The sequence below is a fragment of the Paraburkholderia solitsugae genome, from assembly GCF_013177695.1.
Lineage (GTDB): Bacteria > Pseudomonadota > Gammaproteobacteria > Burkholderiales > Burkholderiaceae > Paraburkholderia > Paraburkholderia solitsugae.
The window spans coordinates 15,522-40,225 of record NZ_WOEY01000012.1; the positions used below are offsets into that span (position 1 = coordinate 15,522).

The window sequence follows — 24,704 nt, forward strand, 5'->3', positions numbered from 1 at the left end:
TTCGGGTTCCAAACAGGCTCATCCACGGTCCGAACGCGTAGGGTGAATTTCAACACCAGTCGCGAGCGCTGCCTGGGTTTCAACGCTTCGGTCCCCTCATACCCTCGGTTTCCATCGCAGCATTCCGCTCTTCGCAGGCTTCAATAGGTTCCATGGTCTCGTCGATGGAAGCTGTCGCGCGTTCTGTGGCCGCCTTCGTTTCGTCGACGGTGGAACCGAGTCCTCCGTCGTCGTCGCTCGGGGGCTCCAGCATGTCTCGAAGCATGGCCTCCAACTCCGGCGTGTCCCACGGCGCGCCATGCTGCTCTTTCTTCTTTATGTAGTGCCTGACTTCTGCGTCCTGCTCCGGCGTCAGGGGAAGACCGCGAAATGTGCTTTTGGGGGTAGCGTCGGTCATGGTATTGCTCCGGGATTTATCCCATTTTCAGTGTAGCCCTGTTGTGGCCAACGAGCCTCAACTATCGGTCTGCGCATGGACTGATCCGTCCATTCGCATCGGCTCCTCCAGCGAGCCGACGTTGCTATCGCCACAGATACGAGCCCGGGCGCTTTGCGCAATTGCTGCTGATAGCGGCACCGTGCAAACAATCCCCCGAGCGGGATAACGTCACGCGATGACATGGTTCAGCGCAGGGGCCTTACGCAGAAGGGAGATACCTCGAGCGTGGCTTTGCGTCTTTTTTTTGCGGCACCTGCAGGCGGTTTCGACCGCTCATGGCGATGCGCGCACCGATGCAAATTGCGACGGGTCATGAAGGATGGCAGGAACTATGACAAAACTGTCCGGACAGTTTTCCATCGAGCGCGTGCACAAAAGCTGTACGCTGGTGATTCCCGACTGCGACCGGATCGGACCCAGATGAGCGCATGGCATTCGACTTTCACAACCTCAGCCGCAGCTATGACGCACTCGGGCACTGCGTAACGCTCGGGGATTTTCTGGGGTTATGACAATGTCGTGAAGGGGACCACGAATATCGCTGTCGGACAGACGGGAGGGCGGAAGATGAGACTGATCGAAGCGGATGAACGTCAGGCGTTCCTGGCGACCTTGCAGCGCAAGGGACTGGCAGAAGGTGAATTCGAACTGCTGGAAACGGATACGACTGACCCCAAGGGCGACGAGAACGTCGGCCTGCAGGGATATGTCACCGTAACCAGACTATCAACACACATTGCGAGGGAATACCCCATCGGCTTCGAAACCGGTTGGATGCAGCATTTCAGACAGGATCTCGAAGCTGGCGTCTTCGATAAGCCGGAATGAGATCCCGCTGTTGCGGCGAACTCTCCTCGTCTGTCCGCTTTGCTACCATGAGATTCCGTAGTCAGCCAAATGGAGGCAGCGAATGGCAAATTTGTTCAATCGCGGAGACGCAGCTAGGATCGCAGCGGAATTGATACAAGCGGCGGTGCAGAGCGGATCGATTCGTCTGATGGGGAGTTCGGCGGATGCAGCCGTCGCACAAGCACATGCAATGAATGATGCTAAGTATCTTTCGATACTAATCAATCAGCTAGCCGATGAGCTGACCTATGTGGAGTAGGCATTGAAAAAGCCCCGCGCAATTTCTTGGCGGGGCTTTGGTCGCACTTATTCACAGTGTCAGATTGAGGCGTGTCATATGACGTTGACTTCGGGCCAAAGGCTCCGGCATGCCGCGACGCGGAACCGTCCACTCGTAGGGAAGGTTAGCGGGGCACGTGGTAATCGGTTGGCGATCAGAACCCCTTTCGCAAACGGGCTAAAAATTATTCCCCGCCAAACCATTTGGCCCTTTTGTATTACTTACGCGTCCTGCGAGGAAAGGTAACGTTTTTCCCTTGACGAAAATGGAACATTAAAATGCCATCGCCGATTCCGCGAACATCAATGAGAGGAGTTGCGATGGTTCTATATCACCACGGCGCAGCAATTCAGCCCTGTGTCACGAAGCTGTCGATAAAGCCTCGCGATGGCACAATCAATCGCCTCATGGTCGCGCAAGACGATTCGATACCGGTTCATCAACTTGTCGATTAACGGACTGAAACGACCGGATGTCGTACCACGCGCGCATCACATAGCCATTTCGGGTGGCCTCTAGCGATGTCTTCCTCTTGTGGCACGAATTACACAAAGGTCTGAGGTTCTGCGGACGAAGTGGCAGCCGGTCCGGCTACGGCGGTCATTCCATCGACGGCGGTTCCATCGGTCCAGCAAACAGTGCGCGGTCGAAGAACGAATCGTCCAGTTCCAATATCTCATCGTCGCCCAGAAGGATCACGACTAACTGTCGTGAACCGTTCCCAGGCACGTCTGCGACTTCCGCGATGGTTTGCTTCGGCGTCCGGTCGTCCGTAAATCGCACCCAATAGTAGCCTGGCACTACGGGTCGCGTGTCTCTCCACTCCATAACTTTTACCCCTTAATCTGGCGTAATCGATCGCTACCGCATCGCCAACTTTATCGCCGCGGTCTAGACGGCGGTTGCACCGAAGCATGAGTCTGGACCGCCGAGTCCGGCCGCGCTGCCAGCCCGTACCGACGATCATGCTGCTCATGGGGTTGGGCCAAGCTGAGCGCGAATTTCTATCATAAGCCTCATAGTTATACGTGGACCGGGTAAACGTTCTGGAAGATGGCGCGTTGAGTAAGGAGTTCAACTCAAACGCTGTTCCATGAAATGCGTCATCAGGCTGAGTAAAGCAGAGAGGTACACCTTGCAGAAAATGTCGGTGAACTATCGAGCTCGAGACGCTTGCACGCGCGCGGCAGGACTTCTGTTGCAGGGCAGCGGAATAAGTGCGCCCAAGGTTGCTGATGAACTGAAGAAACCGTCTGCCGTCGCCGATGAGGCGCGGCGGACTTTGAAGTTGACCCGCGAAAACGGACGCCTATCCTTTTGAAGAGGAGGTGCCGAAATGGGCAAGCATCGTACCCCGTACCCGGCGGAATTCCGGGCGCAAATGGTTGAGCTGGTGAAGGCCGGGCGCAGGCCGGAGGAACTGGAAAAGGAGTTCGAGCCGACCGCGCAGACGATCTACAACTGGGTGGCACAGGCTGGTCGCGATGCGGGCGTGCGCCATGACGGGCTGACCACCGCCGAGCGGCAGGAACTCACGAGGCTGCGCCGCGAGAACCGGCAGTTGAAGATGGAGCGTGACATACTCTCTCACGCAGCGGCCTGGTTTGCCCGGGAGACGGGAGCCGTATCGCCGAAGGATACGGATTCATGAGAGCGAACCGGGCCCGCTGGCCCATCGCCACGATGGCGCGGCTGCTCAGGGTCTCCACGAGCGGCTATTACGCGTGGCTGGTACGGGAGCCTTCGGCACACGCATGCGGTGACGCACAGTTGCTCTCGCGCATCCGTACGCTGCATGCAAGCTCACGGGGCACATACGGTGCACCACGTATTCATGTGCAGCTGGCACGCGAAGGCATGCACGTGGGACGCAAGCGGGTGGCGCGCCTGATGCGCATGGCTGGCCTGCGTGGCGCGAGCCGGCGGCGCTGGCCGCACACCACGCGGCAACGCGCAGGGGCACGGCGTGCGCCCGACCTGGTGCGCCGGCACTTCAGCGCCGACGCCCGCGATGTGCTGTGGGTAGCAGACGCCACATACGTGCCGACCGCTGAAGGGTTCCTGTATCTGGCGGTGGTGCTCGATGTATTCAGCCGCCGCGTCGTCGGCTGGGCAATGTCAACCCATCTGTACACCGAACTGATGCTGCGTGCACTGGACATGGCGTTGCTGCAGCGGCGTCCCGAGGGGGTGATCCATCATTCGGACCAGGGCTGTCAATACACGTCCATTGCCTTCGGGAGGCGTTGCCGCGAGGCTGGCGTGCAGCCGTCAATGGGGACGGCCGGCGATGCCTATGACAACGCCATGTGCGAATCATTCTTCGGCACGCTCGAGACGGAGCTGCTGATGCGAGAACACTTCGCGACCCACGAGCAGGCCCGCGCACGCATCTTCTGGTTTCTGGAGGGCTGGTACAACATACGCCGCCTGCATAGCAGTATCGGCTATTGCTCGCCGCTCGAATTCGAAAACCTGCATTCGCAGGATCAAATGTCATCGCCGCGCGGGTTGCCCACCGCCGGGCAGCGCCATGGTCGTGACAGGCGACCCGCCGCCCGGCCGTGGACAACCCGCGACTCAACACTCCCCGGAGGTTCAACATCACACTAAACCCAACTGCAAATCTGTCCGTCGAAGCGGGTCAATCTCACTTTGGTCTGGTCGCTTCGCTCAGGAAGCGCGTTGAAGTATCGTCGTTGTCGACGCGGCGTGGTTCCCGGGCTCCTGTTCGAATCCGTAGAACGACGCAGGGGTTGTGCATAGAATCGCGTCGGTCACCGTTGCGTCCAGGCCGAGTTCCAATAGCGTCGATAACGACTCACCGTAGTTCATCACCTGTTCGTGTTGAGTATGGGGCCAGTCGCTGCCCCACATCAGCCGCTCAGCGACGAAGTGTTCGACAAGCAGGCTCGTCGCCTCACGCACAAAGTCAGAACCGGGAATCGCACATCGATAGGCGCCCGAGACCTTGACCCACACGCGGCCGGTTCTGCCATACCCGAGCAAAGTCCGGAAGCCTGGATCGTGAATTCCTTTCTCCGGGTCGGGGCGTCCAAAATGATCGACGACCACGGGTATTCCAGCTTCCAGCAACCGGTCGAGCATCGGTGCCAGGTCCTGCGCATTCCGATGTAGTTCGACGTGCCAACCCAGTCTCGACAAGCGGTCGAACAATGGCGTCCACGATTTCGTTCCCAGATCCGGCAACGCCTGCCCGATCAGATTGAGCCGTATGCCGGTTACGCCTCGAGCATGCAGCGCGGCCAACTCTTCTTCGGAAACGTCGGGCGTGACCACCGCTACGCCCCTCAAGCGATGCATGTCTCGGGACAGTGCTTGCAACAGGTAGCGATTGTCCGTGCCGAGAAAGCTCGGTTGCACCAGAACCGCGCGCCCGATGTCGTGCGTGTTCAGCAGTTGCAAATAGGTGTCGAGCGCCGCGTCGTAGTCAGGCGTGTAGCGCCGGCTATCCGTGAGCGGCAAGCCTCTCTGGAAAACGTGCGCGTGGGTGTCCACGCGGCAGAGGTGGGACTGAGCGAGCAATGCCGGGGTACTCATGGTCAGCTCCGCGGCTGGTCCAGGGTCAATCGCGCGTGGTCGACGGCATCGGGAGTCGATTCGGATACCACGCTACGCAGACGTTTGCCGCGCGTCTCGGGAAGCAGCAACACAGCGATCATCGCGAGGCCGTAAGCAATGGCCGCGTCGATTCCGATTGCCATACCGAGCGACATCGAATGACTCATGTAGCCGACGAGGACAGGGAAGCCCGCTGAGGTGATACGTCCGAAGTTGTAGCAGAATCCGACGCCGGTGCCGCGCATGTCGGCCGGATACAGTTCGTTGAAAAGCGGGCCGAGGCTCGCTGGGATGCCCGCAGCGAACAAGCCGAGCGGGAAACCCAGCACGAGCATTTGCGTGCTGGTCAGCGGCAGCATCACGTAAGCGAGAACCGTCACGATGCAGCAGAACGCGAAGAGGGCGACATTGCGCCGGCGCCCAATGCGGTCGAGCAGATAGGCGCTGGCCATGCAGCCGCACCAGAAAGCCACGATGACAACCGCCAGATAGCCACCTGTGTTCAGAACCGACAAATGCCGTTCTTTGGCAAGGAAGGTGGGCAACCAGGTCATGATCGCGTAGTACCCGCCGTGAGCGCCGGTGCCCAGCACGGCGCCAATCACGGTGGTCCGCAGCACACGCGGCTGGAAGACCTGGGTTATTTGCCCGAGCACCGAGACCTTGGGTGCCGTGCTTGCCGGTGCGACGCGCGCCGGTTCCTTCAGATTGCGCCGGACGAACAGAACAAGGCCGGCCGGCACGAGGCCGACGGCGAACATCACGCGCCATGCGGTGTCCGACGGTAACCAGGAGAATGCCGCGGCATACACCAGCACGGCCGCGCCCCATCCCACCGCCCAGGCGCTTTGTACGGCGCCCATCGCCTTGCCGCGGTGTTCGGTGCGAATGGTTTCCGCCATCAATACCGCGCCTGCTGCCCACTCGCCGCCGAATCCGAATCCTTGAAGCGCCTTGAGAACCAGGAGTTGCGGGAAGTTTTGCGCGAAGGCGCAGAGAAAGGTGAAGCCGGCAAACCAGAGGATCGTCATTTGCAACGTCCGGACGCGGCCGATGCGGTCCGACAACGCCCCTGCGATCCAGCCGCCGAGTGCCGAAGATATCAACGTCACGCTGCTGATCGCGCCGGCCTGCGTATGGTCGATGCCGTACGCGGCAATGATCGCGGGGATAGCCAGGGTGAACATCTGCACGTCGAGTGCGTCGAGCCCCCAACCCGCAAAGCACCCCCAAAAGGTGTTGCGTTCCAGGGGCGTGCCCTGCTTGTACCACGTGAACATAGCCGTCTCCGTTATGTTTATCATGTAGTCATATATATGACTGTATGAATGGTGATCGCAAAGCCATGAAAAGTCATTGAGTATTAACCCTTGCTCACGTCGCCGTCGCGGGATGTTGTACAGTAGTTACTCCTCTGAACAACTATATGAATACTATGGAAGCGGCCTCTTTCGTGACCAAGCCGGATGATCGGTTGCCCCGTTATCAGCAATTGCGTGACGACCTGGTCAGCCGCATTGCCGCAGGTGAATGGGCGCTGGAGGAAGCCATCGCCACAGAGGCGGAGTTGGGGCAGTTCTATAACGTCTCCACTGGAACGGTTCGTAAGGCGATTGATCTGCTCGTTGCCGACGGCGTGCTCACGCGCAGCCAGGGCAAGGGCACATTCATTCGCCGGCCCCGTTTCGATTCGTCGCTGTTTCGCTTCTTTCGTTTCAAGTCGCGCGACGGCGAACCGGTGCGGCCGACAGCGCGCGTCCTCAAGCGCGAAGTCGTGAAGCCTGGGGACGAAATTCGCTCTACTTTGCGGATGAAAGCCTCTGAGAAAGCAATCCACCTGTCGCGTGTGCGCTTGATCGAAGGCCAAGCGGTTCTGTCTGAAGAAATCTGGTTGCCGCGCGCGCGTTTCGAACCCTTGGCCACGTTGCCGCTCGGCGATTTCGAGGACTTGCTGTATCCGTTGTACGAGCGTCTTTGCCGGCAGATCGTGGCGTCCGCTACGGAAATTCTAAAAGTGGAACAAGCCACGTCTGACGACGCCTCGCTTCTTAATGTAGCGGTCGGCAGCCCTGTCATTCAGGTCCACCGTGTCGCATCAGACTTCGCGGGCACGCCGTTCGAATGGCGCAGCACGCGCGGAGCCGCCACGACGTTCCAGTACCAGGTGGAAATCCGCTGAGTCGGCGACACGCTGGCGCATCTCAACCTTACTCCGCTTTTTGAACACAGCGCCGCCAGGATCGCTGAGGTCGTTCGCGCCTATTCGGGTATCACCCCATGGCGTCCAATGTCAGTTCATATAAACATATATATGACTACATCAATCCGGCCGTTTTCTCGATTTCGCTCGACGTAGCGGCGAACATGCCGCTGGGCGAGTGTCGATGGCGGCCGGCGAGAAAACCGGAGCGGACATGTCTACGCAGGCAGGATTTGAGCAGCAGGTAATGAGAAAGATGGCGTGGCGGCTGATGCCGCTTCTGATTGTCATGTTTCTGATTTCGTTTATCGACCGCCAGAACGTCGGTTTCGCCAAACTGGAGATGGTGCATGCCCTCGGCATGACGGAAGCGTCATACGGGCTGGGGGCCTCACTGTTCTTCATCGGCTATCTCGTCTTCGAGGTGCCCAGCACGCTGGCATTGCATCGTTTCGGCGCGCGGACCTGGCTCGCCCGCATCATGATGACCTGGGGTGTGGTCACGGTGCTGATGGCGTTCGCGCGTTCGCTGCCTGTCTTCTATTCCTTTCGCTTCGCGCTGGGCGTCGCCGAAGCCGGTTTTTATCCCGGCGTCATCTACTACCTCACGCAGTGGTTCCCACAAAGCTATCGCACCAAAGTGCTGGGGTTCTTCACGCTAGGCAGTTCGCTCGCCAACATGCTGGGCTCGCTGGTCGGCGGTCTTCTGCTGACGTTGGGCGGTACGTGGGGCTTTGCGGGTTGGCAGTGGGTGTTTATCGCCACCGGCATTCCCGCCATTCTGATTGCGTTCGTCGCGCTCAAATTTTTGCCGAATTCGGTGCAGGACGCGCCGTTCCTTTCGCAACAGGAGAAGGACGTCGTTGTCGCCGCGCTCAAGCGGGAAGCGTCGGATGATGCCAAGGCGACGCGGCCTTGGGGGGCGTTGCTCGATCCGAAGGTACTCATGTTCGCGCTGACGTACATGCTGATGTCGACGTCGTTGTACGGGGTGACCTACTGGATGCCGACGCTGCTGAAAAGCGATGGCGTGTCGTCGTCGCTGAACGGTGTGTTGAACATGATTCCGTGGGCGCTTGCGACATTGCTTCTGCTGTGGCTGCCCGGCAAGCTCAAGCGTGAGCGCGTCGTGTTGAGGGCGATGAGTGTGGTGGCCGGCATCGGTGTCGTTTGCTTTGCGTCGAGCCTTGTTTTGCCGACCGCGTCGATGCGTTTTGCCGCGCTGTGTCTGGGCGGGGCGTGTATTCCGCTGCTCTATCCGTGTTTCTGGTCGTTGCCCCCGCGGCTCTTCTCCGGTGCAAGAGCCGCGGCGAGCGTGGCGGCGATCAACGCGATCGGCAATCTGGGCGGCTTTGCCGGGCAGAACCTGATGCCTTATGTCGGCAAGGCGGCGCGCAGCCCTGTTGCGCCGATGCTGGTGCCTACGGCGTGCCTGTTCGTGCTGGGAATCGGCACGGCGTTAGCCGCGCTGATCGGCGCGCGTCGCAGAATGACGCCCGAGTCGGCCACGATTCGTCCGACGTAGGTCGCGCCAGCGCGGCGCCGAAGGGTTCATCCGTCCGTGCGGACGGATACCACCTCACGGACGAAACAGATCGAATCCGGCCAGCGCGACAACCCCACTTACCACGATCAGCGCTACCGAATGCTGTCCGAAGTAAAGAAGCGCCGCGGCCGACCAGGTCGTCGCCGTGAATGCTGCAATGCGTTTCATGCTCTAAAACCCCAATGCTATAGCCAGCAATCCGCTGACCACCCCACACACCACTACCGCCAACGCTACCACGGTCAGCACGCGCTTGGGAAACGAACGTCCGAGCATGGCCATCGACGGCACGCTAATGAGCGGCAGCGTCATCAGCAAAGCGCCGGCCGGCCCGGCGGCCATGCCGAAGGAGAGCATGGCCTGAATGATCGGCACTTCGCCCGCGGTCGGAATCACGAACAACGTGCCGGCGATCGCCAAAGCGACGATCCACAGCAGGCTGTTATCGATGCCGGGCCCGATGTGCGGAAACAGCCATGCCCGCGCCGCGCCGAGAATCAGCACGAGCACGATGTATTCAGGAATCAGCCGCAGCGTCATGGTGCCGAGGATTTTCACCCAGCGCGTGAACGCGGTGCCTGGATCGTCGCCGGAGACCAGTTGCGCCATCGCTTCGCGCGACGCTTCGGCTTCTTTCGGCGTGACCATGCGGTTCACCAGATAGCCGAGTCCGAACACCATCACGAGGCCTAGGGCGAGCCGCAAGCCCATCCATTGCCAGCCGAGCACGAAGCCCATGAAAATCAGCGTGGCCGGGTTAAGCGCCGTATTGCCCAGCCAGAACGCGATCGCCGCGCCCGGTGCCGCCTGACGGGCGCGCAAACCGGCCACGACCGGCGCCGCGCAGCACGTGCACATCATGCCCGGCAACGACATCAGACCGCCCTTCACCACGCTGCTGAAGTCGGTCCGGCCGAGCGCGCGCGCGACCCACTGCGGCGGAATCAGCGCCTGCACCGCCGAGCCCAGCAGAAGGCCCAGCACCATCGCCTGCCAGATCGCCTTGCCGTAGGCCAGCGCGTAATCGATGGCGGCCTGCCACGAGGCCGCCGGCGCGCTCGACGACGTACCCATCAGGATCGACTTGCCGATGGAATGCTGGCTCGCGGCGACGAAGGCGCGGTTGTAGTACGGGAACCACTTCACATAGAAGAGGCCGACGACGGCGATCAGCAGAAACACGATCCAGCCAAGGGCGACACGGGGCTGCCGAAGGGTTGATTGCATGGTGAATGGTCTTATTTAGTTTTGAATCAGAGGGTGGCGAGCGCGCTGTTATCGAGTTGAGCGAGGAGTGCTTTTGCCTGCTCAACGACATCGGCGTCGTTGGGCCGAAAATTCATTTGCAGCGCACGCGGCAGTTGGACGAAATGCTGATGGCTGCTGCGCGAATACGCCGGATCATAGTGCCGTTCGATCAGCTCACGGGCGAGTTCGGCGCGGCTATTTTCATCGACGAGGCGTTGCCAGCCCGTGACACGCTCCCGGCTATGCAGACCGATCATCTTCTGCAATTGCCCTTTCAGCGCCTCGGGATCGTCGAACAGATGCGCATAGTCGTGCAGCAGGAACGCCGCGCGGTCTTCGTGGCTCGATAACACTTCGACGCAGGCGCCTTGGTGAAACGTTTCGAGGAGCGCGAGCGGCAGCGAAATCGAACCGATCCGCCGGCTCTCTGCTTCGACGAATACCGGCCGCTTGGGGTCGAACCCGCGCAGGGCGGTCACCAGCAGCGTGTCGAAGCGCTTTTGCGACGGCTGCGCAACGCCCGCCCATGCGCCCAGCAATGAGCCGCGGTGGGCCGCTAGGGCTTCGAGGTCCAGCGTCTGCGCGCCCGCCTGGTTCAGCGCTTCGAGCAGGCGCGTCTTGCCGCTGCCCGTCGGGCCCACCAGCGCGATGTAGTTGAACGTCGTCGGCAACGCGTCGAGGGTGTCCAGCGTCGCGCGCCGGTAGCCTTTATAACCGCCATCCAACTGACGTGCCTGCCAGCCGATCATATTGAAGAGCGTCGTGACCGAACCCGAGCGTTTCCCGCCGCGCCAGCAATAGATCAGTGGCCGCCAGTTGCGCGGCCGATCGGCGAAAGTGGTTTCCAGGTGATGCGCGATGTTGCGCGCAACCAGCGCCGCGCCGATCCGCGTGCCTTCGAACGGCGAGACTTGCTTGTAAGTCGTACCGACCAGCACCCGCTCTTCGTTGCTCAGCACAGGCGCATTGAGCGCGCCGGGAATGTGGTCTTCGGCGAATTCGAGAGGCGTGCGCACATCGATGATTTCATCGAAATCACCGATTTGATCGAGGCTGACAAGTAGATTTTTCAAGGGGTTACGGACGAAACGAACCGGCGGGAGGAGCGAAATTATCGCATGCGCCGTCAATACCGGCTGGCGGGCCGTTTAGCCTGGCTTCCAGGCCCAACGCCTCGCATCGCCCGTAAAACCCCGCCCGCGCCTCAGATCACTTCGACCCGCCGTTCTCCGCTGACCATTTCGCCGATCACGCATGCCTCGTCGAAACCGTCGTCGCGGAACAGGGCAAGCACCTCGTCGACCGCTTCCGGCGCGCACGAAACCAGCAGGCCGCCCGAGGTTTGCGGATCGGTGAGCAGGGTGCGGGCAGTCGACGGCAATGAGGTCGGCAACACGATGTCCTGGCCGTAAGCGTCCCAGTTACGCCCCGAAGCGCCCGTAAAAATGCCGGCCTGGGCGAAGCTGACGACGTCCGGCAGCCAAGGCAGATCCGCATAGCGCACGCGGGCGGTCAGATTCGAACCGCGGGCCAGTTCCAGCGTGTGGCCCAGCAAGCCAAAACCGGTGATGTCCGTGAGGGCATGTACGCCGTCGAGCGTGGACAGCGGCGCGCCCGGCCGGTTGAGCTTGGTGGTGGCCGCGATCATCGCGGCATAGCCGTTCGAATCGAGCCGGTCTTTTTTCAACGCCGCCGACAGCACGCCCACGCCCAGCGGTTTGCCGAGGATCAGCACGTCGCCCGCCCGCGCACCGGCATTGCGTTTGACACGCCGCGGATCGACCACGCCGATTGCCACCAGGCCGTAAATGGGTTCCACCGAATCGATCGAATGGCCGCCGGCGAGGGGGATGCCGGCTTCGGAGCAGACGGACTCGCCGCCCTTTAGCACAGCCGCGATCACGTCATGCGGCAGCACATTGATCGGCATGCCGACGATCGCCAGCGCCATGATCGGCTTGCCGCCCATGGCGTAGACGTCGGACAGCGCATTGGTTGCGGCGATACGGCCGAAGTCGAACGGGTCGTCGACGATCGGCATGAAGAAGTCGGTGGTGGCGACGATTGCCTGCTCGTCGTTGAGCCGGTAGACGGCAGCGTCGTCGGCGGTATCGTTGCCGACCAGCAGGTCGGGAAAGAACGGCAACGGCGCGCTGCGCTTGAGCAGATCGGCAAGCAGGCCGGGGGCGATCTTGCAGCCGCAGCCGCCGCCGTGCGACAGGCTGGTCAGGCGGGGCGACTGGATGGTGTTGGCGGTGGTATCGGTCATGGGTGCGGATTTCCGGCTCTGAATCACGACATTATGATGGTTGTTTCGGCACGGCGTCGGCACGGCGGACGCGCGCCGCATGGGGCCGTTGCAGCGGCAATCCGCCAGGCGCGGTTAAAAGAGCGCCTACGGGGGCGCATCGCTTCGTTGCCGCAATTGCCCGCCAAAGGGTTGCACCCTTGGCTGCAAGACTCTATTTGGGGTTCTATAATAAATTTCAGTACCCCACAATAGCCGAGGCGATCACATGTCTCACATGTCCCGGCGACAATTTCTGAAGGTTTCCGCCACCACGCTCGCCGGATCAAGCTTGGCCCTCATGGGCTTCTCTCCGGCCCCGGCGCTAGCCGAAGTCCGTCAGTACAAACTGTCGCGTACTACTGAAACCCGCAATACCTGCCCGTATTGTTCGGTGGGCTGCGGCATCCTGATGTATGGACTCGGCGACAATGCCAAGAATGCAAAATCCAGCATCATCCACATTGAAGGCGATCCCGACCACCCGGTGAATCGCGGCACGTTGTGCCCGAAGGGCGCGAGCCTGATCGACTTCATCCACAGTCCGAGCCGTCTGAAGTATCCGGAGTACCGCGCGGCCGGATCGAACGAATGGAAGCGGATTTCCTGGGAAGACGCGCTCGATCGTATCGCCAAACTCATGAAGGAAGACCGCGACGCCAATTTCGTCGAGACGACGGAAGACGGCAAAAAGATCAACCGCTGGCTGACCACCGGCATGCTCGCAGCATCGGCCGGTAGCAATGAAGTGGGATATTTGACGCACAAGACGGTCCGCAGTCTTGGCATGCTCGCATTCGATAATCAGGCACGTGTCTGACATGGCCCGACGGTGGCAGGTCTTGCCCCGACGTTTGGCCGTGGAGCGATGACGAACCATTGGGTCGACATCAAGAACGCGGATGTGATTCTGGTGATGGGCGGTAATGCGGCCGAGGCACACCCGTGTGGTTTCAAGTGGGTCACGGAAGCGAAGGCGCACCGCAAGGCAAGATTGATCGTGGTCGATCCGCGCTTTACGCGTACGGCATCGGTCGCGGACTATTACGCGCAGATCCGGACCGGCTCGGACATTGTGTTCCTGGGCGGGGTGATCAACTATTTGCTCACCAACGACAAGATTCAACACGAGTACGTCAAGAACTACACGGACATGCCGTTTATCGTTCGTGAGGACTTTTCGTTTACTGACGGTCTGTATTCCGGCTACAACGCGGACAAGCACGACTACGACAAGAGTTCGTGGGACTACGAACGCGGCGACGATGGCTTCGCCAAAGTCGATCCGACGTTGCAGAACCCGCGCTGCGTTTATCAGCTGATGAAACAGCATTACTCGCGCTATACGCCCGAGCAGGTCGAAAATGTCTGCGGCACGCCGAAGGAGAAATTCCTCAAGGTCTGCGAAATGCTGGCATCGACGGCCGTCCCAGGACGTGCCGGCACGATCCTGTATGCGCTCGGCTGGACCCATCACTCGGTGGGCTCGCAAATCATCCGCACGGGCGCGATGGTGCAATTGCTGCTGGGCAATATCGGCATTGCGGGCGGCGGCATGAATGCGCTGCGCGGCCACTCGAACATTCAGGGCTTGACGGACCTCGGTCTGATGTCGAACCTGTTGCCGGGTTACATGACCTTGCCGATGGAGGATGAACAGGACTTCGACGCCTTCATCACGAAGCGTGCGACCCAGCCCCTGCGGCCGAACCAGCTCAGCTACTGGCGCAACTATCGTGCTTTCCACGTCAGCTTCATGAAGTCGTGGTGGGGCGATAACGCGACCGCCGAGAATAACTTCGGCTACGACTATCTGCCGAAGCTCGATAAGTCATACGACATGCTGCAGGTTTTTGAGCTGATGAATCAAGGCAAGATGACCGGCTACATCGCGCAGGGCTTCAACCCGCTGGCCGCGGCGCCGAACAAGGCGAAGATCGGCGCGAGTCTGGCCAAGCTGAAATGGCTCGTCATCATGGATCCGCTCGCCACCGAAACCTCCGAGTTCTGGAAGAACTTCGGCGAGTTCAACGACGTCGATCCCGCGACGATCCAGACGGAAGTGTTCCGTCTGCCCACCACGTGTTTCGCGGAAGAACGCGGTTCGCTGGTCAGTTCCAGCCGCGTACTGCAATGGCACTGGCAGGGCGCGGACGGTCCGGGCGAAGCGAAGAGCGACCTGGAGATCATGTCGGGGCTCTGGCTGCGCATTCGTAAGGCCTATCAGGAAAACGGCGGCAAGTATCCCGATCCGATTCTCAACATGAGCTGGCCGTATTCGGACCCGGAAAGCCCGACGCCTGAAGAAATCGCCATGGAGTTCAACGGCAAGGCGCTGGCCGACCTGACTGACGCCACCGACAAAACCAAGGTGCTCGCTAAAAAGGGCGAGCAGTTGGCGGGTTTCGCGCAGCTTCGGGACGACGGCAGCACGGCAAGCGGTTGCTGGATCTTCTGCGGTGCGTGGACCGAGGCGGGCAACCAGATGGGCCGCCGCGACAACTCCGACCCGACCGGCATCGGCAATACGCTGGACTGGGCGTGGGCGTGGCCCGCGAACCGGCGGATTCTGTATAACCGTGCTTCGTGCGACGTCAGCGGCAAGCCGTTCGACCCCACGCGCAAGCTGATCGCGTGGAATGGTAAGGCGTGGACCGGAGCGGATATTCCTGACTTCAAGGTCGACGAACCGCCTGAAAACGGCATGAATCCGTTCATCATGAATCCGGAGGGCGTGGCGCGCTTCTTCTCGCGCGACGGTCTGGTGGAAGGTCCATTCCCCGAGCACTACGAACCGTTCGAAACGCCGCTCGGTTACAACCCGCTGCATCCGGACAACAAGGCGGTTGTCAGCAATCCGGCGGCGCGCGTGTTCCCGGACGATCGGGCTGCCTTCGGCACGCATGAGAATTTCCCGCATACGGCCACCACCTATCGTCTGACCGAACATTTCCACTACTGGACCAAGCACGCGCGTTTGAACGCGATCATTCAGCCGCAACAGTTCGTGGAGATCGGCGAGGATCTGGCGAAGGAAGTGGGCGTGGTCGCTGGGGATCGCGTGAAGGTGTCGTCCAACCGCGGGCACATTATTGCCGTGGCGCTCGTCACCATGCGGATCAAACCGCTGATGATCGAAGGGAAAAAGGTCCAGACAGTCGGGTTGCCGTTGCATTGGGGCTTCAAGGGACTCGCCAAGCCGGGCTATCTCGTCAATACGCTGACGCCTTCCGTGGGCGACGGGAATTCGCAAACACCGGAATTCAAGTCGTTCTTGGTTAAGGTCGAAAAGGCATAGGGGGAAGAGATGGCACTGCAATCGCTGGATATCAAACGTCTCTCCGCCACGACCTTGCCGGAGCCGCAGGTGCGCGAGCCGGCGACGGGGACGGTCGCCAAGCTCATTGATGTGTCGAAGTGCATCGGCTGCAAGGCATGTCAGACGGCCTGTATGGAGTGGAACGATCTGCGCGATGAAATCGGCACGACGACCGGCATCTATGACAACCCACGCGATCTGTCAGAGCATTCGTGGACTGTCATGCGGTTCTCGGAGTACGAGAACACCGAGGGCGATCTCGAGTGGCTGATCCGCAAGGACGGCTGCATGCACTGCGAGGATCCGGGTTGTCTGAAGGCGTGTCCTTCGCCCGGCGCGATCGTGCAGTACACGAACGGCATTGTGGATTTTCACGAGGAAAACTGCATCGGCTGCGGCTACTGCATAACCGGTTGCCCGTTCAACGTGCCGCGCATTTCGAAGAAGGACCACCGCGCGTACAAGTGCACGCTGTGCTCGGACCGGGTGGCTGTCGGTCAGGAACCCGCGTGCGTCAAGACCTGCCCGACCGGCGCAATCATGTTCGGCACCAAAGAGGACATGAAGCAGCAAGCGGCGGATCGAATTGTCGATCTGAAGGAGCGCGGTTTCCAGAACGCCGGCTTGTACGATCCTGCCGGCGTGGGTGGCACGCACGTGATGTACGTGCTGCACCACGCCGACAAAGCCAACCTGTACCACGGCTTGCCGCAGAATCCGAAGATCAGCGCGATGGTTTTGCTGTGGAAGGGGCTGGCGAAACCGTTGGCGCTGGCAGGTATCGCGTTTGCTGCGCTAGCCGGGTTCTTCCACTACACGCGCGTCGGTCCGAACGAGGTGACGGCGGCGGAAGAGGCCGAAGCACAGCACGAAGCTGACGAAGCACGCCGTTCGCGGGAGGCATCCGATGAAGCACGCTGAAAACCATGAAGACGTGGTGCTGAAAGACGTGAAGGGCAATAGTCTGATCCAGCGCTACACGCCGAATGAACGGACGAATCACTGGATCACCGCCATCACGTTCGTCTTGCTGGCGCTCTCCGGCCTCGCCATGTTTCATCCGGCGATGTCCTGGCTCTACGCGATCTTTGGCGGGGGGCAATGGACGCGGATTCTGCATCCGTTTGTCGGCTGTGTGATGTTCTTGTCGTTCCTGATTCTTGCGTTGCGCTTCTGGCATCACAACACTCTCGACCGCGCGGACATCCAGTGGATGAGGCAGATCGACGACGTGCTCAACAATCGTGAGGACAAGCTCCCCGCGATCGGAAAGTACAACGCCGGTCAAAAGCTGCTATTTTTCACCATGGTGATTTGCCTGCTGCTGTTGCTGGCGAGCGGCATTGTGATCTGGCGGCGCTATTTCTCGCTCTATTTCCCGATCGAGATCATCCGCCTCGCGGCGCTGGTTCATGCTGCGGCGGCGTTCGTGCTGATCGTCGGTATCGTCGTGCATATTTATGCGGCGTTGTGGGTCAAGGGCTCGATCGGCGCGATGACGCGCGGTACCGTGACCTACGGCTGGGCGAGAAAGCATCATCCGAACTGGTTCAAGGAAATAATCGACAAGTAACGCGGCGCGGATTGAGGCGCACCGCACCCCGAGCCGCCGCTCCTGTTCGACGAACTGCGGCGGCTCTTCAGTTTTAGCGCAATTGTCAGAGGTTGATACTTTGGTTCAGCGCATTCTTGAAGCCGGCGATATCGAGTCGCTCGATCACACGGCGATCCCCCGCATCCGTACGCCGGAACGGCTGGCGGTCTTTTCGGCGCGCGCCGCGCGGCTGCGTCAACTGGCGGCACTCAACAATCCGATCGCCGGCTATTTGCGTCTGATGGCCGTGCTGGCGGACGCGCAGCAAGCCGTGATCACCGGCTTCAAGGCGAAACCGCCCAGCGCCGAGCTGATTGCGAGCGCACAACAGCATTCCATGCCGCTGATTCCAGCGCTCTCAGGCGTGCGCGATCCGGCGTGGCACGACGTTTTGCTGCAATTGGTCGACAAAGTGCAAGCCGCCGGTCCGCTCACACCGCCTCTCGATGCGCTCCTCGCCAGGCTGCGAATACTCGATCAAGCCACGCTCGACAGCCAGGCCGATGCGATCTTCGCGCAGCGTTTCGAGGAAATCGATCCGGCGAGCGCGCCATTCATCATGGCCGCGCTGCAAGTGGTCTGGACCGACCTCGCCGCTGATATCGACAAACGCGAGGTACCGTACATCGAAACGCTCGGCCTGTGTCCGATATGTGGATCGCATCCGGTGGCGAGCATGGTGCGCGTGGGCGGTGCGTATGACAATTACCGTTACCTGCAATGCGGTTTGTGTGCGACGGAGTGGCACATGGTCCGCGCAAAATGCTCGAACTGCGATTCGACCAAAGGCATTGCTTATCACGCCGTCGGCTCGCAGGACGCCGACGAGACCACCCGGGAAGCCGAGTCGAAGAATGCAGCCTTGAAGGCGGAGTCGTGCGACGAATGCCATACTTACCGGAAGATCGGCATTCAGTCGAAGGACTACGATTTCGAACCGTTCGCGGACGATCTCGCCAGTCTGACGCTGGACCTGCTGATGGGGGCGGAAGGTTACCGGCGCGCGTCGCCGCATCCGTGGCTGTGGCCGGAGCAGGCCGACAGCGCGGCTGAGTCTTCCGGCGTATCGGACTGAAGCGCGACTGAAGTCTGACTGAAGAACAAGGATTGCCTCGTGAGCGATGTAACCGGCTCTGAATTGCGGGCGCTGATGGCGCGGGTGCCGTCGGTGGAAAAGGTGATGGCGTCGACTGAGTTTGCGGTGTTGCTTACCGAGTTCGGCCGCACGCAGGTTTTGGATGCGCTGCGTCACGCGCTCGATAGCTGGCGCGCCAGCGCGCAGTCCGGCGATGCGTCGGTGAGCGCGCTCGATGTCGCGCAACTGCAGGGTTCGGTCGGGGCTGCGCTGCGCCGGCGCAACGAGGCCCGCTTGCGCAGTGTCTTCAATCTGACCGGCACCGTGCTGCATACCAACCTCGGCCGCGCCTTGCTGCCGGACGAAGCGGTGCAAGCCGTCATGAAGGCGCTCACGCAACCGGTCAACCTCGAGTTCGATCTCGGCAAGGGCAAGCGTGGCGACCGCGACGATCTGATCGACGAACTCATTTGTGAACTCACCGGCGCCGAAGCGGCCACCGTCGTCAACAACAATGCCGCCGCCGTGTTGCTCACGCTGTCTGCGTTGGCGTCGAAGAAAGAAGTGATCGTGTCGCGTGGCGAGCTGGTTGAAATCGGTGGCGCGTTTCGCATTCCCGACATCATGAGCCGCGCGGGCGCCAAGCTGCGCGAAGTCGGCACGACCAATTGCACACATCTGAAGGACTACGATGAAGCCATCGGTCCGCAAACCGCGCTGCTAATGAAAATTCACGCGAGCAATTACGCGATCAACGGATTCACCAAAGAGGTCGGCGTCGATGCCATCGCGCCGCTCGCTCACGCGCGCGGTATCGCTGTTGCCGTGGACCTCGGCAGCGGCACGCTGGTCGATCTGACGCAATGGGGCTTGCCGCGTGAGACGACGGTGCGCGAAACCATCGAAGCCGGCGCGGACCTTGTCACGTTCAGCGGTGACAAATTGCTGGGCGGCCCACAGGCGGGTTTGATCGTCGGCCGGCGCGATCTGATTGCGAAGATCAAGAAGCATCCGCTCAAGCGCGCGCTGCGAGTCGGCAAACTGACGCTCGCGGCGCTGGAGCCCGTGCTGCAGATGTATCGTGCGCCGGAAATGCTTGCTGAACGGCTGACAACGCTGCGTTTGCTCACGCGCCCGAGTGACGACATCCGGCTCACCGCGGAGCGGGTACAGCCCGCGTTGCAGCGCGCGGCGGGCGAACGCTACGCCGTGGTAGCCGAGCCCATGTTCAGCCAGATCGGCAGCGGCGCGTTGCCTGTCGATGTGCTGCCGAGCTACGGCCTCGTCATCCGGACTGCTGACGGCAAGCGCGGCGGCCGTCAACTGCTCACGCTCGAGAAGCGCTTGCGCGAGATGGCGCGGCCGGTCATCGGCCGTATCGCGGACGATGCCTTGCGCCTCGATCTACGCTGTCTCGAAGCCGCCGATGAAGCGCAATTGATCGAGCAACTGAAGGGCGTACACGCATGATCGTAGGTACGGCCGGGCATATCGACCACGGCAAAACGAGTCTGGTGAGAGCGCTGTCGGGCGTCGACACGGATCGTCTGAAGGAAGAAAAGGCGCGCGGCATTTCGATCGAACTGGGCTATGCGTATGTGCCGCTCGAAAACGGCGACGTGCTCGGCCTGATCGACGTGCCGGGCCACGAAAAGCTCGTCCATACGATGACCGCGGGCGCAAGCGGGATCGATTTCGCCCTGCTCGTGATCGCTGCCGACGACGGCGTGATGCCGCAAACGCGCGAGCATCTGGCGATTGTGGAACTGCTCGGCATCAAGCGCGGCGCGATAGCGCTGACCAAGATAGACCGTGTTGATGCGCAGCGGTTGCAGGAAGTGCATGGCGAGATCGCTGCGTTTCTGAGCGGTAGCGTACTGCAGGACGCGCCGATATTCGATACCAACGCCGTAAGTGACGATGACCCTGGCGTGGCCGCCCTGAAGGCGCATTTGCACACAGCGGCAGCAGCGTGGTGCATGAAGCGCGATGACGGCCTGTTCCGTCTCGCGGTCGACCGGGTTTTCACCCTCGCGGGCCAAGGCACGATCGTGACAGGGACCGTGGTGTCGGGGCGCGTCGCGGTAGGCGACAGGATGCTGCTTGCGCCGAAAAATCAGCCGGTGCGCGTGCGCAGCATTCATGCGCAGAATTGTCCGGCCGAGACCGGACGGGCAGGTGAGCGGTGCGCGTTGAATCTTGCAGGCATTGAGAAGAGCGCAATCGATCGCGGCGACTGGATCGTCGATCCGCGTCTGTCGCAAGCCTCGGAACGCATCGACGTCATGCTGACGTTGCTCGCCGATGCACCGTTGACGCTGGAGCATTGGGCGCCACTGCATGTGCATCTGGGCTCACAGCATCAGGTGGCGCACGTCGCGTTGCTCGATGGCGAAGCGCTTGGCGCAGGTCAATCGGCGCGCGTGCAACTCGTATTCGAGCGGCCGGTGTGTGCGCTTCCCGGCGACCGCTTTGTCGTGCGCAATGCGCAGGCTAATCGCACGGTTGGCGGTGGTCATGTGCTCGATCCGTTTGCGCCTTCGCGCAAGCGTCGCTCGGTTGAGCGATTCGCGTGGCTCGATGCGATTCAGATCATGCTCGACACCGGCGCGCTGGATTCGCTCCTGGCAAGGGCTCCGTATGGGTTGTCCCGTTCGTTGCTGGAAAGGCTGACGGGCATGCCGGCGCGCGCGCTCGAGTTGCCGTCTAACACGCGTCTCGTGGAGCTTCCTGGTAATGACGCGTTGTTGATCACCGATGCGTCATGGCAGGCGCTGGCCGCGCGGCTGATCACGACGCTAAAGCAGTACCACGAACGCTCGCCAGACGAACTGGGCCCGGATGGTTCGCGCTTACGACGGATCGCAGCGCCGCTCGTCGAGGACGTGCTATGGCGCGCGCTGGTTGACGATGCTGCGGCACGCGGCGAGATTGTCAGACACGGGCCGTGGTTGCATCTGCCGGACCACGCGGTGACGCTCGACGACGCCGACCGTGCACTCGCGGCGGTGCTGCTGCCGGCGCTGAAAGAGGGGCGTTTCGATCCGCCCTGGGTGCGTGATCTGGCAAACGCGCATGGCGTATCCGAAGACCGCGTGCGGCAGTTGCTGCGTAAGCTCGCGCGGCAGGGCGAGCTTTTTCAGGTTGTGCGCGACCTCTTTTATCACCACGAGGTGATTCGTGAACTGGCTTTGATTGCGGGTTCCGAAGCGCAGAAGAATGCGGGTACGGTAGCGGCTGCGCCGTTTCGCGATGTCACTGAACTGGGTCGAAAGCGCGCGATTCAGCTTTTGGAGTTCTTTGACCGCGTTGGGTATACTCGCTTCCACCGTGGCCTGCATCTGATGCGCACGGATACGCGTTGGCTTGATCTGCTTTGATTCAGCGGTTGAGCTGCAATGCGTAGATCAAGTAGTTCTGTACCGGATCTAAACCATTTGCGACTTGTAGTGGCGTCTGCTTACGGCATGAACGTATGTGTGAACGAGCGTGTGCGGCGAACGTCTTAATCGAGAAGAATTCCAAAAATAAGAAAAGACAAGGCGCCGCGCTCAATAACTGGAGATCCTCGCATGATCGACGTCGGCTGTTGGCCGACGCCAAACGGCCACAAGATCTTGATCTTTCTTGAAGAGTCCGGGCTTCCCTACCGAATCTGCGTCGGTGGGAAGAAGAGGTCCGGCGGCGCCCAGCAACCATTCAAACCTATCTCATTGCGGCTCATCTGGCCACGGAGAGGAAGCATTGAGTATACCGACGCTTCCCAACCCGAAGGACGCGGCGAGTTCCGGCCCTTTCGCGAGTAAGCGTCCGACTGCGTCGCGCCGGCGTGCGGCCCATGATGCGAGTACTTCCTTGACATGCAATTCGGTGTCACCCGATAGGGCTTCGGCTAACGCAACGGCGTCATCCGCGGCTTTCGAGGTGCCGGAAGCGGTATGGGGGCGCACTGTGCAGGCGGCATCCCCAATTAACGCAACCCGTCCGACAGAAAAGCTAGGGCTTAGAGCATCGCGTATCGATTGGAAGAATGGCGCCCGCGTCTCGCGAACAAGTTGCTGGAATATAACGGGGAGGTGTTGGGTTGCCAGTTCGCACAGCTCCTCGAATGACTCGGTTGACAGGTGGCCGGGACTAATGGAGGCATGATGCTGGTGTCCATGATTGTCCGTTAGATGGCGGTGCATCGCCTCAACATTGCTTTCATTTCGATACCAAAGCCAGTTGAAACGCCGTCTACCTGGTTCCAGTGATCCGTCGAGACCGGGAATCAGGAATGCCATAAACATATATCCGGGATCTCGGAACATGGTGAAGTTATTCACGAGCGCGTCAACTTCCAGCGGCGAGAAGGCTGATTCTTCAACAATCCCTCGCCAGGCGACGTACCCCGCGAAGCTTGATTCGTAGTTTGGGAAAAGCTTCGCCCGCGTGCGAGAGCCGATGCCGTCTGCGGCGACGAGAATGTCTGCGCTTACGCTTTCTCCACGGTCAAAGTTGATCTCAATCGTTTCGGCATGCTCAGTAAATCCGACGACTTCCCGTCCGTACGAAATCCTGTCTTTCGACAGCATGGCGCAGAGCGACCGATATACGGTGTCCCAGGAGGAGAAGGGCAGTTTCTCAGGCTCCTCGGTTAGGACATTTCCATTAATGTCTATACGCCGTCGCATGATCGTTGGAACGCTGATCATTTGCTGAGTGTAGTGGCCATGCTGTTCAAGAAATTTCATCATGTGACGCAGCACAGCAACACCGCCGCCCCTCCCGCGCAGCGGGACGTCAGAGCGTTCGTACACATGCACGTCGTGTCCGATACAACTGAGCGTGAGCGCGCTCGAAAGACCTGCAATTGATCCACCAGCGATGACGATTTTCATAGGTTAAAGGATCTGAAATATGCGGGTCCCTACCCACGGAACACTGCAGGGATGCTTACTTGTGGCATCGAACAATGTAGATCGTGCAGTCAACGTGCCGCTTGCGCGGCGTGCCACGCTTACTGTCCCTACACGCGAGTTTCAATTCGATGACTATAGTATGCCGTACTCGCGCTGGGTGCGCTTTGAGCAGTCTCCTGCTTCTTCGCCCCTTCGCCGCTCCAGCAGTTGCCGAAAGCGTCCTGATAGCGGGTCTGATCGACATCTTCCGCGAACGCATGCTGTAACGCCGCGACTGTAATGCCGCATTCGTCAATGCGTTTTCTGATCCAGAGCAGATCGACCATTCGACTGGTTCACATTTAACCATCGGATCAGCGCTCGTTTTTTCAAAAATGCACGTATCAATCGAAATCAACAGTGGCTCACGCGATTCCGGCTCCATCAGTGCGTGCTATACGAAGGTAATAGTCGCTCAATCCTTTTTGTGCGATGCCGATCCCAATGCATAGCTATTCCAGCGACGTTATCCAGCCTATTCTGCTCAACACACAGCGCGGCTGCGATGCAGCGAATCGCCGCGATTTGCCAGGAGGGTACGCTCGAAAGTGGGCTCATGCGTTCAATCGCAACGTTAAGGTTGCGTTAAGGCGGATTCGTTCAGAATCGGCGCAGCGTTTCGGCGTCAAATTCGATATTGGAGGATTTCCATGCGTAGGTTTTATCAGATTGCTACTATCTTTACTTTGGTCGCTACCTCAGTCGGTACCGCGTCGGCAGCGGCGCCGCAGCCTGGTTACGTAACGATCGTTCAACTGCACGACGGCAAGCGCGTGACATGCTCCGTCAATGAGCCGGCATCAACACCATCGTCTTTGAACGACCAGCAAGCGTTGACCGCCGGCGAACGAAACGAGGCAGAAATCGTTGCTACGGCTGCCCTCCGGAGAATCCCCAGAAATCGGGGCGAGGCTGACATGACGGTCGTGCAATGCTCATAAGGAGAGCGCACGGAGCGACATCGGATCTTGTGGATGGCGCGCCGTTCGTACCACCGTGTGCAACGGCGGCACACCCGGACCGCCCTTGAACTTCTCCCACCACGGAGCAAGCGCTCAGCCAAGGTGGATTGAGTACCGTTGCTGCTTTAGTCAGGGCAGCCGTCATTAATCCAATTTTCGATTTCCTGTATCTGAGCATCAGGGACATAAGGCCCGCCTTCGGGCATTCGTGTCGCAGGACCCTTGAGGCCCGTTCGAAGAACAATGACAAGATGTGCCAGATTCCCCTTCCCATTTCAGATCACGTCCGGCTGAATGAGTTGATTGCCGTGCCCGACCGCTGCCAGAAGGGCGGCCTTTGTCGTCCACGAAAATAACGGACCGTGTCCTGACAGGTCGGGAGG

General features: G+C 60.4%; 20 protein-coding genes and 3 pseudogenes. 11 read left to right on the plus strand and 12 right to left on the minus strand.

Features of this window, described 5'->3' with window-relative positions; genetic code table 11:
- Positions 1-79: 79 nt before the first annotated feature.
- The gene (locus GNZ12_RS02270) at positions 80-397 is read right to left on the minus strand and encodes a hypothetical protein (protein ID WP_172308800.1); all 318 of its coding nucleotides are present in this window, start codon (positions 395-397) and stop codon (positions 80-82) included.
- A 609-nt stretch (positions 398-1,006) separates the two neighbouring features.
- On the opposite strand from GNZ12_RS02270, the gene GNZ12_RS02275 reads away from it, so the two are divergent.
- Together GNZ12_RS02275 and GNZ12_RS02280 are read left to right on the plus strand one after the other, a co-directional pair.
- Positions 1,007-1,267 (plus strand): transcriptional regulator, encoded by a 261-nt coding sequence (locus GNZ12_RS02275; protein ID WP_172308801.1) that lies wholly within the window; start codon positions 1,007-1,009, stop codon positions 1,265-1,267.
- An 82-nt stretch (positions 1,268-1,349) separates the two neighbouring features.
- Positions 1,350-1,547, plus strand: a complete 198-nt coding sequence (locus tag GNZ12_RS02280; RefSeq protein WP_172308802.1) for a hypothetical protein — start codon at positions 1,350-1,352, stop codon at positions 1,545-1,547.
- Positions 1,548-1,962: 415 nt separating this feature from the next.
- Here GNZ12_RS02280 and GNZ12_RS02285 read toward each other — a convergent pair.
- From GNZ12_RS02285 to GNZ12_RS02290, 3 genes and pseudogenes are all read right to left on the minus strand, one after another.
- Positions 1,963-2,072, minus strand: a pseudogene (locus GNZ12_RS02285) (carboxylesterase); the annotation flags it as partial.
- An 18-nt stretch (positions 2,073-2,090) separates the two neighbouring features.
- Positions 2,091-2,150 (minus strand): annotated as a pseudogene (locus tag GNZ12_RS45465) (HNH endonuclease); the annotation flags it as partial.
- A gap of 18 nt (positions 2,151-2,168) precedes the next feature.
- Positions 2,169-2,369 (minus strand): hypothetical protein, encoded by a 201-nt coding sequence (locus GNZ12_RS02290; RefSeq protein WP_172308803.1) that lies wholly within the window; start codon positions 2,367-2,369, stop codon positions 2,169-2,171.
- A 535-nt stretch (positions 2,370-2,904) separates the two neighbouring features.
- Between GNZ12_RS02290 and GNZ12_RS02295 the strand changes: the two are divergent.
- Positions 2,905-4,049 (plus strand): annotated as a pseudogene (locus GNZ12_RS02295) (IS3 family transposase); the annotation flags it as partial.
- Between the two features lie 192 nt (positions 4,050-4,241).
- Here the strand turns inward: GNZ12_RS02295 and GNZ12_RS02300 are convergent.
- Both GNZ12_RS02300 and GNZ12_RS02305 read right to left on the minus strand, forming a co-directional pair.
- On the minus strand, positions 4,242-5,129 hold the full coding sequence (locus GNZ12_RS02300) for an amidohydrolase family protein (RefSeq protein ID WP_172308804.1): 888 nt from the start codon (positions 5,127-5,129) through the stop codon (positions 4,242-4,244).
- Positions 5,130-5,131: 2 nt separating this feature from the next.
- Positions 5,132-6,430, minus strand: coding sequence for an MFS transporter (locus tag GNZ12_RS02305; RefSeq protein WP_172308805.1), 1,299 nt, complete (start codon positions 6,428-6,430; stop codon positions 5,132-5,134).
- Between the two features lie 155 nt (positions 6,431-6,585).
- Between GNZ12_RS02305 and GNZ12_RS02310 the strand changes: the two genes are divergently transcribed.
- Both GNZ12_RS02310 and GNZ12_RS02315 read left to right on the plus strand, forming a co-directional pair.
- Positions 6,586-7,329, plus strand: coding sequence for a GntR family transcriptional regulator (locus GNZ12_RS02310; RefSeq protein ID WP_172308843.1), 744 nt, complete (start codon positions 6,586-6,588; stop codon positions 7,327-7,329).
- A 235-nt stretch (positions 7,330-7,564) separates the two neighbouring features.
- Positions 7,565-8,875 (plus strand): MFS transporter, encoded by a 1,311-nt coding sequence (locus GNZ12_RS02315; protein ID WP_172308806.1) that lies wholly within the window; start codon positions 7,565-7,567, stop codon positions 8,873-8,875.
- A 54-nt stretch (positions 8,876-8,929) separates the two neighbouring features.
- Here GNZ12_RS02315 and GNZ12_RS44940 read toward each other — a convergent pair whose 3' ends face one another.
- The 4 genes from GNZ12_RS44940 to selD form a co-directional block, all read right to left on the minus strand.
- On the minus strand, positions 8,930-9,064 hold the full coding sequence (locus tag GNZ12_RS44940; RefSeq protein WP_268959002.1) for a hypothetical protein: 135 nt from the start codon (positions 9,062-9,064) through the stop codon (positions 8,930-8,932).
- 3 nt (positions 9,065-9,067) lie between these two features.
- Positions 9,068-10,123 (minus strand): permease, encoded by a 1,056-nt coding sequence (locus tag GNZ12_RS02320; RefSeq protein WP_172308807.1) that lies wholly within the window; start codon positions 10,121-10,123, stop codon positions 9,068-9,070.
- A 26-nt stretch (positions 10,124-10,149) separates the two neighbouring features.
- A complete protein-coding gene (gene mnmH, locus GNZ12_RS02325; protein WP_172308808.1) occupies positions 10,150-11,217 on the minus strand; it encodes a tRNA 2-selenouridine(34) synthase MnmH in 1,068 nt (355 codons plus the stop codon).
- 131 nt (positions 11,218-11,348) lie between these two features.
- Positions 11,349-12,413 (minus strand): selenide, water dikinase SelD, encoded by a 1,065-nt coding sequence (gene selD / locus GNZ12_RS02330; protein WP_172308809.1) that lies wholly within the window; start codon positions 12,411-12,413, stop codon positions 11,349-11,351.
- Between the two features lie 247 nt (positions 12,414-12,660).
- Here selD and fdnG point away from each other — a divergent pair, with 247 nt between their 5' ends.
- The 6 genes from fdnG (at position 12,661) to selB (ending at position 21,799) form a co-directional block, all read left to right on the plus strand.
- On the plus strand, positions 12,661-15,729 hold the full coding sequence (gene fdnG / locus GNZ12_RS02335) for a formate dehydrogenase-N subunit alpha (RefSeq protein WP_172308810.1): 3,069 nt from the start codon (positions 12,661-12,663) through the stop codon (positions 15,727-15,729).
- A gap of 9 nt (positions 15,730-15,738) precedes the next feature.
- Positions 15,739-16,671 (plus strand): formate dehydrogenase subunit beta, encoded by a 933-nt coding sequence (fdxH, locus tag GNZ12_RS02340; protein ID WP_172308811.1) that lies wholly within the window; start codon positions 15,739-15,741, stop codon positions 16,669-16,671.
- Positions 16,658-17,323: a formate dehydrogenase subunit gamma gene (locus tag GNZ12_RS02345; RefSeq protein WP_172308812.1), complete on the plus strand. Its 666-nt coding sequence runs from the start codon at positions 16,658-16,660 to the stop codon at positions 17,321-17,323. Before fdxH ends, GNZ12_RS02345 begins: the two co-directional genes overlap by 14 nt.
- A 100-nt stretch (positions 17,324-17,423) precedes the next feature.
- Complete coding sequence (fdhE, locus tag GNZ12_RS02350) at positions 17,424-18,419, plus strand: formate dehydrogenase accessory protein FdhE (RefSeq protein WP_172308813.1); 996 nt, start codon at positions 17,424-17,426, stop codon at positions 18,417-18,419.
- Between the two features lie 39 nt (positions 18,420-18,458).
- Complete coding sequence (gene selA / locus GNZ12_RS02355) at positions 18,459-19,889, plus strand: L-seryl-tRNA(Sec) selenium transferase (protein ID WP_172308814.1); 1,431 nt, start codon at positions 18,459-18,461, stop codon at positions 19,887-19,889.
- Complete coding sequence (selB, locus tag GNZ12_RS02360) at positions 19,886-21,799, plus strand: selenocysteine-specific translation elongation factor (protein ID WP_172308815.1); 1,914 nt, start codon at positions 19,886-19,888, stop codon at positions 21,797-21,799. The genes selA and selB overlap by 4 nt, the downstream gene beginning before the upstream one ends.
- Before the next feature lie 330 nt (positions 21,800-22,129).
- Here the strand turns inward: selB and GNZ12_RS02365 are convergent, their stop codons facing one another.
- The gene (locus tag GNZ12_RS02365) at positions 22,130-23,299 is read right to left on the minus strand and encodes an FAD binding domain-containing protein (protein WP_172308816.1); all 1,170 of its coding nucleotides are present in this window, start codon (positions 23,297-23,299) and stop codon (positions 22,130-22,132) included.
- Positions 23,300-23,427: 128 nt separating this feature from the next.
- Positions 23,428-23,646: a hypothetical protein gene (locus GNZ12_RS02370; protein ID WP_216673074.1), complete on the minus strand. Its 219-nt coding sequence runs from the start codon at positions 23,644-23,646 to the stop codon at positions 23,428-23,430.
- Between the last annotated feature and the right edge of the window lie 1,058 nt (positions 23,647-24,704).